This window comes from Chloroflexus sp. (genome assembly GCF_034431535.1).
Lineage (GTDB): Bacteria > Chloroflexota > Chloroflexia > Chloroflexales > Chloroflexaceae > Chloroflexus.
In genome coordinates, this window is the sequence record NZ_DAOUDC010000027.1 from 205,607 (window position 1) to 224,410 (window position 18,804).

The following is an 18,804-nucleotide window of genomic DNA, read 5'->3' on the forward strand; positions in this document are numbered from 1 at the left end:
CGAAACGGACACTATGATCATACCGCATTTCACACATCGCGATCATCAACTGTAAAAGCGACATCCCAGCTTCCAAAGGGATCGGGTAGTGTCGCCCATCCAGCCGGGCCAAGCGCCATCTCGGTATCGGTCAGCAAGCAGGTTTCCAGCCGCGTGCGTAATGCTGCTTCGTCCATCTCTTGCCCGATCAGCACCATCTCTTGGCGCCGATCACCCCATTCCTCGTCCCAGATCGCCGCCAGTGCCGCTTGTTCAGCGGGATCATCCGGTTGCTCATCGCTGGCGGCCCACCACCAACCACCCGGCTCGATCCGGCAGGAGGCGCCGGCTTGCGACCAGATACCGCATTGATCCATGCGCGTCGCCAGCCAAAAGATGCCCTTCGAGCGCAACACTCCCGGCCATTCCTCGTGCATCATCTCCCAAAGACGTTGCGGGTGGAAAGGGCGGCGCGAGCGAAAGACAAAGCTGCTGATCCCGTACTCTTCGGTTTCGGGAGTGTGCGCACCGCGCAACTCTTGCAGCCATCCCGGCATTTGGGCAGCGCGCTCAAAGCTGAAGAGGCCAGTGTTAAGAATCTGATCGAACGGAACTTTTCCGAACGCGCTACGAATAATGCGCGCGGCGGGGTTGAGTTTGTGCAAGAGGGCTTCAAGCCGGTCGAGATCAGCAGCGGCGACCAGATCAATTTTATTGAGCACAATCACATCGGCGAATTCAACCTGCTCGATCAGCAGATCGCCGATGGTGCGATCGTCTTCGTCGCTAGCGGCTAGCTCGCGATCGCGCAACTCGTCGAGCGAGGCCAGATCACGCGCGAAGTTGTATGCATCCACCACTGTCACCATCGTATCAAGGCGGGCAATCTCACCCAACGTCGCGCCATCAGGGCCGGGAAAGGTGAAGGTCTCGGCGACCGGCAGCGGTTCGCCAATCCCGGTCGACTCAATCAACAGATAGTCGAAGCGGCCTTCGCGAGCCAGCCGGGCCACTTCCAGCAGCAGGTCTTCGCGCAACGTGCAACAGATACAGCCATTGGTCAGCTCAACCAGCCGCTCTTCGGTGCGGCTGAGCGTCGCTTCGCCGGCGCGCACTAACTGCGCGTCAATGTTGACCTCGCTCATATCGTTGACGATCACCGCCACGCGCAGATCAGCGCGGTTGGTCAGCACGTGATTGAGCAAGGTGGTCTTGCCGCTGCCGAGAAAGCCAGAGAGCACCGTCACCGGCAAGGGTTGGGATGGGGAAGGGAGTTGGTTCATGTTGGTACCAGGTATTATCTATTTCTGACGAAAAGAGATGCCGTTCCGAGCGGCAGCGTCATAATGATACATTATATCAAAAAGGTTGTCAAGTGAGATTCAGATGGTATGGATGCGTGTCATACTGTACGGAGTGCGGCAGTTTGACTGCCGCACTCCATATTTGCCCCGGTTAGCCGGCGCCGAGCAACAATTGGGCCAGAATGATCTTGACGATCGTTGCCGTCGGATACACCATCGCGTAGCCGATGTTGGGTGCTTCGTTGCCAGTCTGTTCGTTGGCGAAGGCCAGCACGGCGGGTTGGGTCTGTAAACCGGCCAGCATGCCGGTCAGCAAGCTAAACGGAATCTTGAGCAGCTTGTAGCCGATGAAAAGGGTGGCGAAGGCGACCGGGATGGTAATCAGTGCGCCGCCAAGGAAGAGCAGCAAGCCGTTGCCTTGGGTGAGGGTGGTAACGAAGCTGTAGCCGGATCGGGTGCCGACGCCGGCGAGGAAGATGGTCATACCAACTTGACGTAAAGTAAGATTGGCGCTGTAGGGTAGGCTCCAGACGATCGGGCCGGTGCGCCCGCGCCAACCTAGAAAGAGGGCGACAATGAGCGGCCCACCGGCCAACCCCAACGAAAAGCTGCCGCCGCCGGGGAGCGGGAACGGGATCAGTCCAACCAACATACCGAGCGCCATGCCCAACCCCAACGAGACCACATCAACCTCGGCCAGCGAACGGTACGAGTCGCCGAAGAAATGAGTTACGTGCTCCATATTGTCGCGCTGGGTGACAACCCGCACCCGATCGCCAAGCTCAAGGGTGGTATCGCCATGGGGCAAAATTTCGGCGTCGCCGCGGCGAATGCGGGTAATCACCGTTCCCATCGCCGAAGGCAGATGCAAGTCACGCAACGGCACCCCTACCACCGCCGGGTTCGAGACAAAGATGCGGCGGTAGTCGAGCGTGTGCCGGTCGAGCTCGAGCTGTTCGGGGTTGGGTTCGCCCAAGGCTGCGGTGACGCGCTCGACGGCTTCGGGTGAACCGACGATATTAATCAGATCGCCGGGCACGAGCTGGACCAAACCGGTGGCTAATTCGATCTGGCCGTTGTGTTGGTGGCGGCTAAAGATCACGTTCCACTTATTCTTCTTCACCAATTCGGCGATAGTCTGGCCGGATACAGCCGGATTGGTCACGCGGATGGTACGGTTGATCAGATGCTCGCCCACTGTGCCGAGTTCGCGCAATTGTTGGGCTTCGCGCTCGAAATCCACGCGCCAGAGCCGGCTGGTCAAATAGATGGCAAGGATCATCCCCAGTATGCCGATAGGGTAGGCGACAGAATAGCCGACCACCGGCTCGGCGCGCAATGCCTCATCAGCGCCAAGTTGGGTGAGTTGTTCGATCACAGCAGCCAGTGCCGGGGTGTTGGTTAAACTGCCGGCGAACAACCCGGCGGTCTGCGCGCCGTTGATCCCAAGGATGGCGCGGATCACGAGGGTAATCCCGGCGGCAGCGACCAGCACACCGCCGATGAACAGGTTGTTACGCAACCCGCGCCGGCGCAGCGAATTGATGAAACCAGGGCCGCTGCTGAGACCGACGGTGTAGACGAAGATCACTAGACCCAGTAGGTAGATGATGTCAGGTAGACGTAGACGCTGGTCGATCGCGCCGAAAGCCAGCCCAACAAAGAGCACGGCGGCTACGCCAAGGCTGACACCGCCGATGCGGATGCGCCCAATGAGGTAGCCGATCGCCGATACGGTAAAGAGGAGAAGGAGCGGGTTGCCTGCCAGAATGTCAATCATACGGTTGCTCACTTGGTGCAGCGTGATCAGACTGGGATCACGCGGGTCATACACTCGTCACATCCCGCCGTGTATGGTATCATGCACGTGTCAACCCACGGTTAAGAAAGAGGGATCGTATGATTACCGAAGAGATGGTGCGCGCGACGCTGAAGAATGTCATTGACCCTGAGATTGGCCTTGATGTGGTGAATCTCGGTCTCGTGTACCGGGTAGATATTCTCGACGGCGGGAAGACGGTCGATATCGATATGACGCTGACCACGCCGGCTTGTCCAGCGGGTCCGCAGATCCTGCAACAGGCCCAGCGGGAAGTGATGGCGTTGAAAGAGGTCTACAAAGATCTGGAAAACGTCAAGATCAATCTCGTGTGGACGCCCTTCTGGAATCCGTCGATGATGTCGGAAGAGGCGCGGGATGAGTTAGGGTTTTTCTAATCGCATTGCGTAGGTGGTTTGGGCAACGTGCTGACTTGCCCAAATCACCCGAATCAATCTCGCGAGCACGGAAGCCATTGCTTTACCGGTTGCTAACCTCTATGCATAACCCTATATCGTGTATAGATGCTATGTGGTGGAGCGGGCGGCAAGCATTGGGCGATGCTTGCCGCCCGTTTTCAATTTATGCTATGCAATACAAGGAGGTATTGTCATGCCTGCCATCGCCTCGCCTGCACTGCCGGCTTACACCGAAGAAGATCATGCGGTCTGGGCAACGCTCTGCGCTCGTCAAGTTCCCCGGCTTGAACGGTACGCCTGCCGTCTGTTCCGTGAAGGATTTCGCCAGCTCAACCTCGATCTCAACCGTCTGCCTGATCCGGCGCAGGTGAGCGAGCGGTTGGCCGGCTTCACCGGATGGACGCTATGCGACGCGCAGAACGAGTATCTCAACCCAACCGAGTGGTTTGAGCACATTACCGAGCGGCGTTTCCCGGTGACCAACTACATCCGGCGCATGGATGAGCTGGATTTCACGCCGATGCCGGATCTCTTTCACGAATACATTGGCCACCTCGCCTTCTTTACCGACCGGCGCTTTGCCGAGATTGCGCAGGCATTCGGCCCGCTCTACTTTGCTGGCGACGAACGACAGCGACTGGAGATTGCCCGGTTGTGGTGGTATAGCATCGAGTTCGGCTTGATTCGTGAAGATGGCGAACTGCGCGCATTTGGCGCCGGTTTGCTTTCGTCAATCGGCGAACTCGACCATGCATTTGCGCCGGATACTCCGCGGGAGCCGTTCGATATCCGGCGGGTCGCGAACACACCCGGTGCGGCGTATTCCATGCATGAAACCTACTTTATTTTAGAGGATCTGGAACACGTGGCAGCCATCTTGCGCGCATACGCAGCTATGGAAGGTTTGCCGTCGGTAGCGGTGTGATGGCCATTTCTGGTGAAGCAGGGCGTAGGAAGCGTGTGTGATTCGTCACCCTTTCTGCGCCTTGTTGTTGTCAATGTTTTGTCAGTTTCACCGCTGCCAAAACACGGTACAATACCAATGCGATAGTGATAGGTGGAGTTTTGCTATGGTTGGGGTTGCGCAGATGAGTTCGCCTGAGTGGTTCACCGTTGTTGCGGCGATTACTGATGCGCAACACCTTGGCGAGCTGGAAAGCGCGGCCATGAACGCGCTCAAACTAGCGTTGCCGCGGCATCAGGTGTCACTACAGTGGGTGGGGCAAGGCGAGCTTGAGCCGAGTATGACGGTGCGTGTGCTGGGAGAGGTTGATCAATACGGCTGGTTGCTCATCCATCCGCCTGAACTGACGCCAGCCGAAGCTGAGGCTTTGCAGGCTATTGAACGATTGATTGTTGCCGGCTATGAGCGAATGCTGCACCGTTCAGGCCGGAAGGGTTGGCGGCAACGCTTGCGCTTTGAGATCGAAGTCCTCCGCGATAGTGATGATCCCGATCTGATTTGCCGCCAGTTTGGCCAAGTGCTGAGTGAACTGATCGCGTTACCGGTCAATCTTGGCGTTGTAGTGCCGATCCGGTCAAGTGAGTGGCTTGAATTGATGGCGCAGTACAGCGCGCAGTCGGGCGATGGCGCCAATCAGCAACGGTTTTGGCCGGTCGATACCGACCTCAGTAGTGTGGTGATCAAGCTGGGCGTACCGATTAGTTCGGTTGCCTATCTTGATGACTGTGCCCGTTACGATGTACGTCCCCATCCTGACCATCAAACACCGGAAACAGCGCTTAGCTATTGGGTTGGTTCGCCGATCCGTTTCGCTGGCGAGACGCTTGGCGCAGTATACGTCTGTATTACAACCACTACAGCACTGGACGAAGCGCAGCGGCAAACCGTCGATGAAGCGGCGTATTATGCCTGCTACTTGCTGCGGCCAATTATTTTGCAGCGGGCAGCGCAGCACGCGCAGGAGCAGCGGGCGGCTTGGATGGAGCTGGTCGCTGCCAGTGCGTCTGTGGTGAATCCCGATCGGGCCTTGCAAACGATGCTCGATGCGAGCTGCCGCTTGCTTGACGTACGTGGCGGTGGGTTGTTTATCTATGATGAAGCGCAGAACAAGTTAATCTTACGCTACGTAACCGGCCAACTATCACAAACGTTTGTGGGTTTGTGGTTGTCGCTATCGGATGACGTTATTGGGCAATCGTTTACTGCCAGCAAACCGATCATCATCAACGACGCACTCAATAATCCGCAAAGTAGCCATAAAGTGAATGGCATTCTCGGCGTTGTCTGTCACAACCTTATTAATGTGCCTTTTGCAACGCCGGCTGGTGTGCGCGCCTCGCTGAAGTACATCAATCGGCGGGGTGGTGCGCCATTTCTCGAAGCTGATATTGAACAGATCAATGCAGTGGCTGGCTTGATGGGTCAGATGATCGATCGTGCCCAGCAGCTAGCGTATATTGAGACCGGCATTATCCGCCAGATTCGTGATCTTGATCGGTGGAATGCCGATCTGCGGTCGGTGTTGGCGCTCAATCGCGAATTATTAAGCGCTGCATCGCAAGAGCAGCTCTTCCGGTTAATTATTGACACCATCAGCCAACGCATGCAGTTCCTTGGCGCGGCGCTCTTTGTCAATCGCCGTGAGCATAGCGTGCATCCGATGCTCGAGTGTGTGGGGGCAACGGGTGGGTTGGCCGGCGAGTTTCCGCTCGGCACGTATCTGGCGGCCGGACGGTTGGATGTCTTAGTGAATGAGTGGTCGTTTGGCGAGCACTGTTTCTTGCTGAGCCGGCGCAGCCCGACCTTTGCCGTATTGTTCGATCTGCCACCGCCGCCTAATGGTCAGCGCATCGAGATCGGCTCGAACCAGTGGGGAACCGATGATCTGCTGGTGGTCTTGTTGCGCGCCGCCAACCGTGAGGTGCAGGCGGTGTTGCTGCTCGATCAACCGGTGAGCGGCCAACGGCCAGCGATGGCTGATCTGCAAGCGTTGACTGTTTATGCCAGCATGGCCGGTGCAGCGATTGATATGACACTGTTGCGCGATCGCCAGCAGCGGAGCCTCGAACGCTTGACGGCCCTCAATGGGTTGGGGATGGTTATCCACTCGCAGTCGCTGCCGCAGCCGCAAGTCTTGGAAATGACGGCGCGAGGCATGGTCGAGATCGTCAGCGCCAAATGGGCGCAGATCGTGCTATTTGATGCAGACCGTGATGATCTGCGGATCGAGCGCACGATCGGCGCCTGCTCAGTGAGCCACGATGTTGTGGTCACGCTTGCCCGGCGCGCAATCATCAACCGGCGGCCTGTCTTCCGGTCAGCGACGACGGTTGCGTTGCCATTGCGCGGTACTCAGCGCATGATTGGTGTGACGGTGATTGGCGGCGATCGCGCCCTCGATTCGGCCGATATCGAAATGTTGATGTTGTACGCTACCCAAACGGCGATTGCGATTGAGAGCATGCGCTTGTTGGAAGAGGTGCGGCGCGGGCGTGATAATCTGGCCCGGATTATGGCGGCGGTCGAAAATGGCTTGCTGCTGTTCGTGGCCAATGGCACGGTGATCGTCGCCAATGAGGCGTTTGCTCGCTTGGCGCATACCGCCGAATGGTCGCCGCCGCTCCAGCGGATCGATGGGTTGTCGATGCATGAACTCTTGGAGCAGTGGGCGGTCCAGCGGTTGCTTGATCCAACGACAGTGGCTCATCTGCAACGCTCGCTCACGGCAGCGGGCGCGACGGGGGAGTTGGCCGGCAGTGATGGCGTCTTTGCGTGGTCATCAACGCAGGCAAGCGATTTGGCGGCAGGTCATGCGCAGACCTTTCTGCTGACTATTCGTGATGTAACCGTGGCGAAAAAGGCCGAGCGATTGCGGGCTGATTTAACGCACATGGTGATTCACGATCTGCGCCAGCCACTAAGCAGCATTATGCTGGCCTTCGAGCAGTTGATGAGTGAATTGGGCGACCTCTTGACGGAACGCCAGCAACAGGCGGTGCGCATTGGCCAGAACAGCGCCCGGCAATTGCTCAATCTGGTGAATACGATGCTCGACATTGGCCGGCTAGAGAGCGGCCAAATGCCGCTTGATCGCGAACCGTTGCCGATCGAGAACTTGATCGAGCGCGTGATTGATCCGTTAATGATCCAAGCGCAACTGAAGGGGGTGCAAGTGTTGCAGCGGATCGATCCGCGGGTGCGCATGCTTTTTGCCGATAGCGCAATTATTGCGCGGGTGCTGCAAAATTTGCTGGACAATGCTCTGAAATTCAGCCCACCCAATAGCGCCATTACTGTTGAGGTCAATGTGGCGCCAGCCAATGGCCCTGATCAGACGGTCAGCTTTTCTGATGAGTTAACGGTATCCATCCCCGGTGATCGGGTAGCGCACATTGTGGTGCGCGATCAAGGGCCGGGGATTCCGCCGGAAGAGCGAGAGCATATCTTTGAACGGTTTAGCCAAGCTGGCCACCGGCGGAGTGAAGGCAGCGGGTTGGGCTTGGCATTCTGCCGGTTGGCAGTCGTGGCGCATCAAGGCTCGATTTGGGTGGAGAGTGAACTAGATCGCGGCAGCGCGTTTCATTTCACGCTGCCGCTGGCTGAGATTCGGGGTGAGTGACAGCTACGCACCGAGCAGTTGTTGGCGGGTCTCGGCAATGTAGCGTTGCAATCGTTCGGGATCAGGCTTGTCGGTAGGCAGGATCAAGATAAAATGGCTAAAGATCTCTGAGCGTTTGCGCAGCAGATCAAGCCAGCCGGCGTCTGGATGTTCGCGGCGTAATGCGGCGAGGTGGACATCGGCGAATGCGCGCAACGGTTCGGCGGTGTCAGGCGTGAGGTGGGCAGCCGGGCCGGCGAGGTAGTAGTTGGGTTGGCTGCTGCCGATCGGCGTATCAACCGGCACGAGATGGCCAACGATCACCTCATCGAGTTCGAGGCGCAGCGAGGCATGGCTATCAGCCAAGATGACGAGATCGCCGGTCAAGAGGTCGCGCAGATGAGCGCCGGCGTTGGGCCGCAGCCGCTCGACGCGGTAGGGCCGTAACCGCACATCAACCCACGTTGGCAACAATTGGCGCTCAAGCTCGCCGAGATCACTCTGAGCCAGATTCGCCGCTAGTCGCGAGACCAACGTATGCCCATCGGCTTGGCGGTAATCAAACGCAAACCAGACCATAAACCGATCGGCGCCGTAGCCTTCGCGTTCGTTTAATTCGGCCAACTGCTCAAACTGATAACGCCCGTTCCAATAACGATCAAACGCAGTGCGGAGATCAGCGGCGTCAGACTCGGTTGCGAGGTTCAACAGACGCTGGAGCAAATTGTCTTGGGCGTTGCGCAAGCGCAACTGCTGGCTGCGCCATTCTTCTTCTTTGCGTAAGTGACAGTCTTTGTATTTACGGCCGCTGCCGCAGTAACAGGGATCGTTGCGGCCAAGTTTGGGCGCTCCGGGTCGAGCCATACGCTATCTCCCCTTCGTTCTTAAAACAAACCACCTGATGATAAACGCAAAGGCGCGAAAGCGCAACGATGGCTATTCTACACTCAACGCCAAGCGCATGCCTAAGAACTGATTCCGCAGGTCGGGCTGTAACCGAAAGCGGCAGGCGCAGCGCGCATAACCGTGAGGGTTGGCGTAGCCGCCGCCGCGCAGGATCCGGCGTCCCGGCGCGTTGGGGTCTTCACGCCCATCGTCAGGCCGGTACGGATACGGCTGGTCGAGCGAGGCCGTCCATTCCCAGACATTGCCAGCCATATCTTCGATGCCGTAGGGGCTGCGACCGCCGGGATAGGCGCCAGGAAGGTTGGGCGCCGCGCGCCCGCTCTCGCGAGTGTTGGCGAGATGGGGGTGAAATTCATCACCCCACGGAAAGCGGCGGCTATCGATGCCACGGGCGGCATGTTCCCATTCAGCCTCAGTGGGCAGGCGGAAGTGCAGCCGTTGTGGTGGCGGCAATGGCCGGCCTCTGGTATCGATCAGGCGCACGGTCAGATCAGGTTGGCAACTCAGCCATACGCAAAAGGTCCGTGCCTCGTGCCAGTTGATGTCAGTCACCGGTAGATGCGCGATGTCTGGCGGCGGGAGCGGGCCGCGCCAGATGGGTGGTGGCGGCACTGCGCTAGCGGAGACGGCATAGGCGTAGAGGGCGGCGCTGAGCGGAGTTTGGGCGATCGCGAAGGCCGGCAGCGTCACCTCGTGTTGCGGCGTCTCTTCGTGATAACTCTCGCGGGTGCCGCCGTAGCGGCGGGCCAGATCACTGGTTTCACGTGCCGGTGTGCCCATGCGAAAGGTTTGGCCGGGGATGACAACCATCACCGGCAAGAGTTCAACCAATGGTTTCATCGTTGATAAATACGATTGAGCCGATCCAACTCGCGTTGGTAGATCGTCTCGGCGAAATGCTCAATAGCGGCAACGTTTTGCAGCGCTTCGTAGCCACGTAACAGAAACGTATGGACAGTGCCGATCCCGGCGAGGCGGGCGACGAAGTGGGAGCGGCGGAGGGCTAGGCCGAGGATGGGTGAGCGCGACAACTGAAAGACAGTGTACAACGAACTTCTGACGAGGGTTAATTGGCGGAAGCGCTCGTCATACTTATCAGCCAGCCGGTAAAAGTATTCGTAGGTAATCTCATCGAAGTCGGTGCCAACATCGGCGGCTAGCATTTGTCGGGCGAGATCATCATCAAGCTGATAGGTGAGTTCGAGCAATTCCAGCACCTCTTCCAGATCGCGGAGGCGGATGCCGGGCAGGAAGCCGAGGAAGTGGTGCAGCCGGCGTCCCTCTTGGTCGCGTTGGCTAAAATCACGCGGGCCGTACATCTCGTTGAAGAAAAATTCGCCTAGCGGCTCGTACTCCGGCACTTCCGACAGATCGCGGTAATCGCGGCGGAGGCGATTCGACTGAAAGATTTGTAACGCAATCCGATACTGGCGCAGCGTATTCATGGCAAACGTTCGAGTTGGGCACGGGCGCGTTGTCCCCATTCGCTGGTTGGTTCGCGAGCAATCAGGGTCTGGTACGCGGTGCGGGCGGCGATGAAATTGGCCTGATCTTCAGCGATCAGACCGCTGTAGAAGATGGCTTCGCTATAATCGGGATTCAACGTAATCGCCTGCTGGATCGCTTGCAGCGCACTCGCATTGCGACCTTGGGCGTAGTAAGCGCGGCCTAACCAATAATGCGCTTCGGGAAAATTGGGTTGGAGGGCCACCGCCCGATTGAGATCACGGATGGCTTGGTCGTAATCATTGGCGCGAATGGCTAAGAGTGCGCGCCGATAGAAACTCTCGGCGATACGATTGTTGGCGCTGATAGAGGCGTCGAAAGCGGTGCGGGCTTCGCTGAACCGGCCAGCCTCTTGTAGAAGCTTGCCGCGAAACAGGTGGGCCTCGGCGTAGTTGCGCTGCTGCCGGATCGCCTGTTCAACCGTTTGCAATGCTTCATCAGCGCGGCCCAGCGCGTATTGGGTTTGGGCCATGCCTAGCAGCGCCTCCGGATACTGTGGTTGGAGGGTCAAGGCGCGTTGGTATGCGGCGAGGGCGCGGGCCAATTGACCGTTGCGCAGCAGCGCCTCGCCGAGCCAAAACTGGGCCGTTGCGTTCATATCGCCACCCGGCAAATTGGCCGCCGTTTCAAAGTACGCAAGGGCAACTCCCCAATTGCCTTGCCCGCCGGCCAGCTCGCCCAACCCGATATGCGCGGCGATTGATTGTGGGTCAGTCGCCAGCGCCTGCTGGTACGCCTCATCGGCTGCGGCCGGATCATTCCGGCGACGCGCGACATCGGCCAGCGTCAGCCAAGCGTTCGTGCGTGCCGTAATCGCCTCAGGATCGGAGCGATTTGCGGTTTGCTCTAGCGCGCGGCGGGCCTCTTGCGACGCCGCATCAAGCTGGTTGCCGGCCAAGTAGGCGCGGGCGAGCAACTGGCGGGCCGTTACCGAATCGGGTTGCAGGGTGAGCGCGCGCTCTAAGGCCTGAATGGCCACAGTTGGGCTCTTGCCAGCCAGCGTGGACTGACCGATCCGCAGCAGCCGGTCGGGGTCATTCACGCCTTGCCCAAGCGCCACGCGATACTGCTCGATCGCGCGATTCGGTTGGTCGAGCGGGCCTTCGTACAACTCGGCCAGCTTCAGACGCGCATCGAGATTGCGATCATCAAACGCGATGGCTTCGCGCAGCATGCGTTCAGCCGAATTCAGATCACCCAATTTGATATACGTTTCGCCCAACTCGAATGCGGCGATGGTTGAGCGTGGTGCGAGTGCCAGCGCGTCGCGATAGACCGCAGCAGCTTCAGCCGGCAGGCCGGCGTCGTTATAGAGCCGGGCCAGTTCGATAGCGGCCTCGGCGTTGGTCGTGGCGAGAGGCACGAGCAGACGTTCAGCTTCAGCGAATCCACTTGCACCGCTGCGCCGGAGCGCCCGGCTCAGATTGATAATAGTGTACGGCGATTGTTGCCAAGCGACGAGGGCGCGCCAATGGTCGATCGCCTCCGGCCAATCGCTATCGCTTTCGGCGAGGCGGGCCAGCGCCACATGGGCCGGAAAGAAACGGTTGTTGCGTTCCAGCGCGGCGCGAAATGCCGCCAAGGCGCCGGCCCGGTCGTTGCGCGTCAACGCTACCTTGCCGGCGCCGGCATACCCATCAGGCAACTGCGGTGCAAGATCAATAACCTGTTGATAGGTCTGCGCAGCTTGATCAAACTGGTTGTCAATCCGCAAGGCAAACCCGAGCGCGAGCAAGATCGCGACGTTATCGGGTTGTTGATCGCGCAGTTGGCTCAGCATTTCAATAGTCGGATTAGCCGCGCTTGCCGAGCCAAAAAGCGCCCCGATCAACTGGCCGGCCGGGTTGGGCGCATTGCGGTCTTCGACCGCTTGCAAGGCCGCATCAAGCAACGCAAGGGCAAGGCGCTGGCGGCGCGCGGTTGCTTCACTCTGCTCGGCTTGGCCGGTTGCCATCAAGCCGGCGCCGGGGAAGATAGCAGCTTCGCTGGCGGCTTGCTGCCGCCACAGACTCACCGAGCGGCTGCTGAGCTCGGTTGAGGTGCGCAGTTGGTCGCGGACACTGCGCAGTTCAGCGGCAGACGGCAACGGATCAGCGGCTTCCAGCGCCCAGTAGAGCGGGCCAGCCAGTGGCAGCAAGCGTTCGAGATGAATCAAGGCGCGCTCTTCGGTGAGGGTTGCGTTGAGGCGCGTCTCAACCGGGGTGCGGACGGCGATAGGTATGCGCGCCAGCAGCACCGTTTGCGCTGGCGTCAGCCGGTTGAGCGACCTAGTCGCATCGTCAAGCCGGCCACTTTCGCGGTAGGCGGTTGCGATGAGGAGTTCTAAATCAGGATGTGCCGGCAACAGATTGCGTGCTTGTTCGAGGTCAGAGACGGCGTCGCGCGCGCGCTGTTCGCGCAATGCCCAGAGCGCCAGATTGACGCGCAATTGGCCGAGATCGCGGCCATCGAGCAGATCGATCGCTTCGGCGAAATAGCGCGGCGCATCGGGATGACGGGCGTCGAACAAAATAGCGCCGAGATTGTTGGCAACTAACGCCCGCTCGCCGTCTGCGAGCGCAAGGATGGCTTGATACTCAGCCGCGGCAGCGGTATACCAGCCACGGGCCCACAGCAGATTGCCGCGCAGCAACTGGGGCAAGAATGGCGACAATTGCGGATGAAGCTCGAGCAAGCGTTGGAGCTGATCGATCGCCAGATCAGCTTCGCCGTGGTGGTAGGCGGCCAAGGCGAGCAGGTAAGGCGCGAGGGCGGCTTGGCCGCTAATAGGCGTGGTACTCACGGAAAACCGGTTGGGGAGCGCAAAGCGAATGGCAAAGCCCTGCCATGCTTGTGTGATATCAATATTGTGGGGGAGATAGATCAATTCTGGCCGCAAGCTAGGGCTATCGATCATCCCGCCGGGTTCGACGGCGCCCCAAACTAACACGTCGGCATTAGTTTGTTGGGCCAGCGCCAACGCTTCGGCGCTATTGGCCGGGCGGGTAGCGCTGGTGATGACTTGGACGAGATTCCCTCCATGGGCGCGGAGTTGGCGGGCCAGCGCGCCGGCGATCTGGGAGCCGGCGCGGTCATCATGGTCAGCAAAGGGGGTAATCACAATCACAAAGCGCGGATCGGAAGGGCGCAGGAGCAAAAAGATGCCCACCGCAATGCCGATCAATGCCAGTATGAACAACAGCCGGCGCCAGCGACGCCCGTGCCGGCGCTGGTCAGGATGATCGTCGCTTTGTTCGGTAATGCGCTCGGTTCGTGCCCGTCGCCAAGGCCATTGCATGTTCCGGCTCCTTGCCATGCTGCGCCACATTATCTCTTATTGTAAGCAGTTTTAACGATATTTCAAGCGAGCAGGAAGGAATCTGACTTTGTGGTTGCTCAAAGTGATCCTGAAGAATGGCTTACAGGGTTTGCGGTGATGGGGTTGTCTGATCAGAAAACCGTTAAGGGGCAACGGTTCTCTGATCGGTGCATCGCCCTCGCATCAGCGCAGCCGCGCGCCATCAATCACGATCGCGCTGCCGCCAAACGTTTTGGCGGTGTGTTTCATCATCGCGGCGGCGCGCGATAACTCGTCAACGGTGGCGGTCGGTGTGCTTGATACGCCGCCAATGGCGATGGCGCCGATCGGGATATGAGCAAGGTTGCTGGCGCGGTCGTGCCCTATCAAGTAGCCACGCGCGCGATCAGCTTCGTCGTACAGTGCACCGCACACTTGCTCATACTGATGGACGATCCAGCAGGCCAGCTCGGCGGCAATCTCTGAGGGGCAAAGCATGACGAAATCATCGCCGCCAATATGCCCGAGAAAGGTTGAATGTTCGGCAAAGTGGTTCTGCGTCTGTTCACAAATCTCGGCCACGAGCCGGATCGCCTGATCGCCGCGGGCGAAGCCGTAGGCATCGTTAAAGGCCTTAAAATCATTCAAATCAATGTACAGCAGCGTAAACGCCTCACCGCGCTGGAGGCGATAGCGAATCTCTTCGCTAATCAAGAGATTGCCGGGCAAACCGGTGAGTGGGTTACGGACTGAACGCTGTGTGGTGCGTCGCAGCAACGAGCGAATGCGGGCGATCAATTCGGCGTCATTGAATGGTTTGGTGATATAATCATCAGCGCCGGTGTCAAAGCCAATCACGACATCAGTCGGATTGGTGCGGGCGGTGACAATGATTATCGGCAAATGGGCGGTGCGGGTATCGTTGCGTAGCTGGCGGATCGCCTCGTAGCCATCGATACCGGGCAGCATGAGGTCGATCAAGATCAGATCAGGCAACTGTTCTTGAGCGACGCGGATGAGCGCGATCCCGTCTTCAGCGGTGAGCACAGCGAAGCCGGCGCGGGCCAGCATATCGCTGAGCAAAAAGCGCAGGTTAGGTTCGTCATCGGCAATCAGAACCGTCGGCAAATGGATTTCTTCAGACACTGAGCAAAACCTTAAGTTGACCGGATGCGGCGGCAAACACCTCCAATCCTGCAGAAAGCGGATACCGGGCGCTGATCAAGGGTTGGGTTTCGATCAAGCCGCGCTCGAGCAAGCGGAGCGCCGGTGCGACGGGGCCACAGCGCGAGCCAATCAGTTGCACTTCGTCAACCACCAGCATACTCAGATTCAGGTTGGTTTCGGCGGCAAACGTGCTCTTGAGCACTAGCCGCCCGCGTGGGCGCACTAGCTGCCGAGCGATTGCCAAACCGGCTGGGTTGCCAGTACAATCAATTACGACATCAAATTGGTGTGACGGCTCATCATTGCTAGGTATGCACGTCGTACCTTGCCGCCGGTAGAGATCCCATCGTTCGGGGTGGCGGCCAATGAGCGTCAAATCGCAGCCAGTCAGGCGCAAGACTTGCACAATCATTGCGCCTAACTTGCCATCGCCGACAACAGCCACTCGTTCGGTTGGGCGAATGTGACTCTGCTCGACAATTTCCAGCGCAGCGGCTAGCGGTTCGGTGAAGACGGCAGCCTCATCGCTGACGCTATCTGGCACTTCGTGCAAGCAGGCTTCGGGCAGGGTAAAGAGATCGGCCATCGCACCATCACGCCGGTCGATGCCAAGCGTGGTGCGGTACGGGCAATGGCTTTCATTGCCGCGCAAACAGGTTGGGCAGCGGCGGCAGGCGGCATTGATTTCGCCCACGACACGCTTCCCAAGCCAATCCGGATTATCGGCGGCGACCACAGTGCCAACGAATTCATGGCCCAGAACGCCACGAAAGTTCATGTACCCGCGCGTGATTTCGAGATCAGTATTACAGATACCCACTAGGCGGGGACGGATCAGCGCTTCTCCCGGTGGGCGTTTAGGTTCGGGGTAATCGGTGCTATACCGTAGGTTGCCATCAAAAACAATTGCTCGCATAAGGTCACAGACTTCGCTTTGCAAGACACCGAACTCTATTATACTATATGCCGCTGCTTGCCGTGTTGCGGGCAAGCGCGAGCAAGGAGTAGCATCATGCGCGTTTTATTTTTAGGCAGCCCATCGTTTGCCGTGCATGCGCTCGACGCATTGGTCGCTGCCGGGTATGATATTGTTGGCGTTGTCACCCAACCTGATCGTCCAGCCGGACGTGATCGCCGGCTGACGCCGCCGCCGGTCAAAGTAGCGGCACTTGCTCACGGCCTTCCGGTGTTCCAGCCTGAAACATTGCGCGATCCGGCGGTGGTCGCTACGCTATCGGCATTGCAACCTGATGTTGGTGTGGTGGCAGCGTATGGCGAGATTTTGCGCCGGGCCGTGTTGGCGATCCCGCCGCTCGGCTACCTCAACATCCACCCATCGTTACTGCCGCTCTACCGGGGCCCAACCCCGGTAACCGGCGCGATTTTAGCCGGTGAGACGGTGACCGGCGTGACGATCATGCTGCTCGATCCGGGTATGGACAGCGGCCCGATTTTGGCGCAAGCCGTGGTCGATCTACCGCCGACAGCGCGGGCCGGCCCGCTGACCGATGAGCTGTTCCGCTTAGGGGCCGAACTGTTGGTGCAGACGTTGCCTCGCTATGCCCGCGGCGAGATCGAGCCGCGCCCGCAAGATCACAGCCAAGCGACCGTGACCAAGATGCTCAAAAAAGAAGATGGCCGGATCGATTGGTCGCTACCGGCGATTGTAATCGAGCGGATGACGCGGGCCTACGATCCGTGGCCGGGGACGTATACCTTTTGGCAAGGCCAGCCGTTGCGGGTGATCAGCGCAGCAGTGACCGCAACGGCGGCTGCGGCGGCACCGGGGTTGGTAATTGGGCGCAGCACGCGCGGTCATCCGCTCGTGCAAACCGGCAGTGATGCACTAGAGTTGGTTGAGGTGCAGCCGGCTAGCCGGTGCCCGATGAGTGGTGTGGCGTGGTTGGTCGGCATCCATGCGAGTGAAATCCGATTGGGGGAAGCGGCACAGAATCAATAGCGATAGTGCAAGCTAATCTAACGCGATGCGTTATTTCGACTTGCGTTCTGGTCATGAACTGCGTATAATCACATTCACAGGATTTTCCTACGACAGTGCGTCATCATTGTGTCGATGGCGCAGGAGATGAAGTATGCCATTCTTCAAAGACGAGGAAGAACTGCGGCACATTTTAGGCACACTCTACGATCGGGTGAAGTGTGATGCGCAAATAGCGCCGCGGATTTGTGAAGGCCGGATTGTCATTCAGTTTCGGTACGAAGAGCCGCATGGCGTCGTCACAATTGATGCCGCGCATCCGCCAACCCAACCCGGCGCATACTGCGATGTCTTTTGGGATGAGGTCAGCCTGAAACCAGACGTTGAGATGAGCATGAAGGCTGATATCGCGCACCAATTCTGGCACGGCAAGATCAATCTCATGACGGCATTGGCTCGCCGGCAGATCATTGCCAAGGGCCCGATTCCCAAAATTCTGAAGCTCTTGCCGGCTGTCGAGCCTGTGTACACGATGTATCCGAACATGCTGCGAGAGATGGGGCGCGAAGATCTGGTCTTAACCAAGTAGCACCGGTTTACTCGCTGCGCCTATGCCAACCACGAGCGAGATGTATGAACGCGGCGCCGCTGATGCCGAACGAGGCGAGTTCAACCCTTTCTATTACCAGCACTACTACTACTACCGGCAAGGGTACGATTCGGTGCGGCGCCGCCATCGGTCTCGGTTTCCGCTAGCCGGCTTCTTCATTTTGATCACCGTTATTGCGCTTGGCATAACGGTCACAGGGTGGTTGATCGGGCAGCGTGGCTCTCCCGCCGTTGCCCAACCGATCGCTTCACCGATCGCCGCGATCGCTTCGTCTACCCCGACCTCGTTACCCCCCTCGCCGACACCGCTTCCTTCACCGACGCCGATCCCGACCCCGCCACCGCCAACCTTGCAGATTGGCGGGAGAGCGGTGGTGGTCAATGTGGGGAATGCGCCATTGCGGGTGCGGGTCGCACCCGGTTTGCAGGCACGGGTGGTTGGCTCGCTGCCCGGTGGGAGGGAAGTGGTGTTGCGTGAGGGACCGGTGCTCGCCGATGGATACACATGGTGGCAGGTTGAAGTTGGCAATCAGCGTGGTTGGTGCGCAGTGGTTGCGCCGGATGGGAGTCAGTTCTTAGAACCGGTAGGGCGATAGCGGCGGGTATCCACACCCGCCGCTCCTGCTCCTACTTTCGCGTTGGCGTGGCCGTCTCGAGCAGCGCAGCATACGGGCCGCGCTGGGCAGGTGGCAGCATTGCGGCAATCTTGAGCATCATCTCGGTAGTGAGGCGCTCCATCACATCGGCAGGGATCTTGTTATCGGGCAACGTCTCAATCCGGTACGGTTCGCCAATTATAATATGGACTGGTTCGCGGCGCAAGGTGCCGCGGAAGCCGTGCTCGGTACCGGTAATTGCCATGGGTACGATCGGTACGCCGGCCTGCATTGCCAACCGGATCGCGCCGCCGCGCCCCGGTTGCAAAATGCCATTCCGGCTGCGGTGGCCTTCGGGGAAGATAAGCAGCACGGCGCCATTTCGCAACGCTTCAGTCGCCGCATCAAGCGCCGCCAGATCGCGCTTGCCGCGCCGGATCGGGATCACATTCATATTGCGGAAGAACCAGCCGGCCAAGGGGTTGGCAAAAATCTCGATCTTAGCCAGCCATGACAATCGATAGCGGAACGGCAACAATGCGCCAACGACCGGGATGTCCACCCAATTAATGTGGTTCATTACCAGAATCATCCCGCCTTGTTCGCGGGGAGGCAATCGCTCAACTCCCTCGATCGACCAGCGCCACCAACCGATCAGGCGGAAGAAGTGAATGATGATATAGAGGAACCCGTAGACGACATAAGCAAACATGACGTCCTC

At 59.0% G+C, this 18,804-nt stretch carries 15 protein-coding genes; 6 read left to right on the plus strand and 9 right to left on the minus strand.

The genetic code is table 11. The annotated features are described in order from the left end of the window. Positions 1-29 precede the first annotated feature (29 nt). Entirely contained in the window at positions 30-1,262 is a 1,233-nt protein-coding gene (zigA, locus tag U9R61_RS07595) for a zinc metallochaperone GTPase ZigA (RefSeq protein ID WP_322488211.1), read from the minus strand. A 172-nt stretch (positions 1,263-1,434) separates the two neighbouring features. Further along, on the minus strand, positions 1,435-3,063 hold the full coding sequence (locus U9R61_RS07600; RefSeq protein WP_322488212.1) for an aspartate:alanine exchanger family transporter: 1,629 nt from the start codon (positions 3,061-3,063) through the stop codon (positions 1,435-1,437). Between the two features lie 119 nt (positions 3,064-3,182). Between U9R61_RS07600 and U9R61_RS07605 the strand changes: the two genes are divergently transcribed. The 3 genes from U9R61_RS07605 (at position 3,183) to U9R61_RS07615 (ending at position 8,104) form a co-directional block, all read left to right on the plus strand. Then, positions 3,183-3,500 (plus strand): metal-sulfur cluster assembly factor, encoded by a 318-nt coding sequence (locus U9R61_RS07605; protein ID WP_322488213.1) that lies wholly within the window; start codon positions 3,183-3,185, stop codon positions 3,498-3,500. Positions 3,501-3,714: 214 nt separating this feature from the next. Beyond that, positions 3,715-4,446, plus strand: a complete 732-nt coding sequence (locus tag U9R61_RS07610; RefSeq protein WP_322488214.1) for an amino acid hydroxylase — start codon at positions 3,715-3,717, stop codon at positions 4,444-4,446. A gap of 145 nt (positions 4,447-4,591) precedes the next feature. After that, on the plus strand, positions 4,592-8,104 hold the full coding sequence (locus tag U9R61_RS07615) for an ATP-binding protein (RefSeq protein ID WP_322488215.1): 3,513 nt from the start codon (positions 4,592-4,594) through the stop codon (positions 8,102-8,104). A 3-nt stretch (positions 8,105-8,107) separates the two neighbouring features. Here U9R61_RS07615 and U9R61_RS07620 read toward each other — a convergent pair whose 3' ends face one another. The 6 genes from U9R61_RS07620 to U9R61_RS07645 all read right to left on the minus strand — a co-directional run bounded on the left by U9R61_RS07620 (position 8,108) and on the right by U9R61_RS07645 (position 15,855). Next, positions 8,108-8,947, minus strand: a complete 840-nt coding sequence (locus U9R61_RS07620; RefSeq protein WP_322488216.1) for an SEC-C domain-containing protein — start codon at positions 8,945-8,947, stop codon at positions 8,108-8,110. A gap of 72 nt (positions 8,948-9,019) precedes the next feature. Further along, positions 9,020-9,829, minus strand: a complete 810-nt coding sequence (locus U9R61_RS07625; RefSeq protein WP_322488217.1) for a formylglycine-generating enzyme family protein — start codon at positions 9,827-9,829, stop codon at positions 9,020-9,022. Then, on the minus strand, positions 9,826-10,434 hold the full coding sequence (locus U9R61_RS07630) for an FFLEELY motif protein (protein WP_322488218.1): 609 nt from the start codon (positions 10,432-10,434) through the stop codon (positions 9,826-9,828). Before U9R61_RS07630 ends, U9R61_RS07625 begins: the two co-directional genes overlap by 4 nt. Continuing rightward, complete coding sequence (locus tag U9R61_RS07635; protein WP_322488219.1) at positions 10,431-13,772, minus strand: tetratricopeptide repeat protein; 3,342 nt, start codon at positions 13,770-13,772, stop codon at positions 10,431-10,433. The genes U9R61_RS07630 and U9R61_RS07635 overlap by 4 nt, the downstream gene beginning before the upstream one ends. Positions 13,773-13,976: 204 nt before the next feature. Then, positions 13,977-14,918 carry a response regulator gene (locus U9R61_RS07640; protein ID WP_322488220.1) on the minus strand — a complete coding sequence of 314 codons (942 nt, stop codon included), beginning with the start codon at positions 14,916-14,918 and terminating at the stop codon, positions 13,977-13,979. Beyond that, complete coding sequence (locus U9R61_RS07645) at positions 14,911-15,855, minus strand: MDR/zinc-dependent alcohol dehydrogenase-like family protein (RefSeq protein ID WP_322488221.1); 945 nt, start codon at positions 15,853-15,855, stop codon at positions 14,911-14,913. Before U9R61_RS07645 ends, U9R61_RS07640 begins: the two co-directional genes overlap by 8 nt. Positions 15,856-15,951: 96 nt before the next feature. On the opposite strand from U9R61_RS07645, the gene fmt reads away from it, so the two are divergent. The 3 genes from fmt to U9R61_RS07660 all read left to right on the plus strand — a co-directional run bounded on the left by fmt (position 15,952) and on the right by U9R61_RS07660 (position 18,083). Further along, a complete protein-coding gene (gene fmt / locus U9R61_RS07650) occupies positions 15,952-16,899 on the plus strand; it encodes a methionyl-tRNA formyltransferase (RefSeq protein ID WP_322488222.1) in 948 nt (315 codons plus the stop codon). Between the two features lie 133 nt (positions 16,900-17,032). Next, a complete protein-coding gene (locus U9R61_RS07655) occupies positions 17,033-17,467 on the plus strand; it encodes a hypothetical protein (RefSeq protein WP_322488223.1) in 435 nt (144 codons plus the stop codon). Positions 17,468-17,489: 22 nt separating this feature from the next. After that, positions 17,490-18,083, plus strand: a complete 594-nt coding sequence (locus U9R61_RS07660; protein WP_322488224.1) for an SH3 domain-containing protein — start codon at positions 17,490-17,492, stop codon at positions 18,081-18,083. Between the two features lie 31 nt (positions 18,084-18,114). On the opposite strand, the gene U9R61_RS07665 is transcribed toward U9R61_RS07660, so the two are convergent. Then, positions 18,115-18,795, minus strand: a complete 681-nt coding sequence (locus tag U9R61_RS07665) for a lysophospholipid acyltransferase family protein (protein ID WP_322488225.1) — start codon at positions 18,793-18,795, stop codon at positions 18,115-18,117. Positions 18,796-18,804 lie beyond the last annotated feature (9 nt).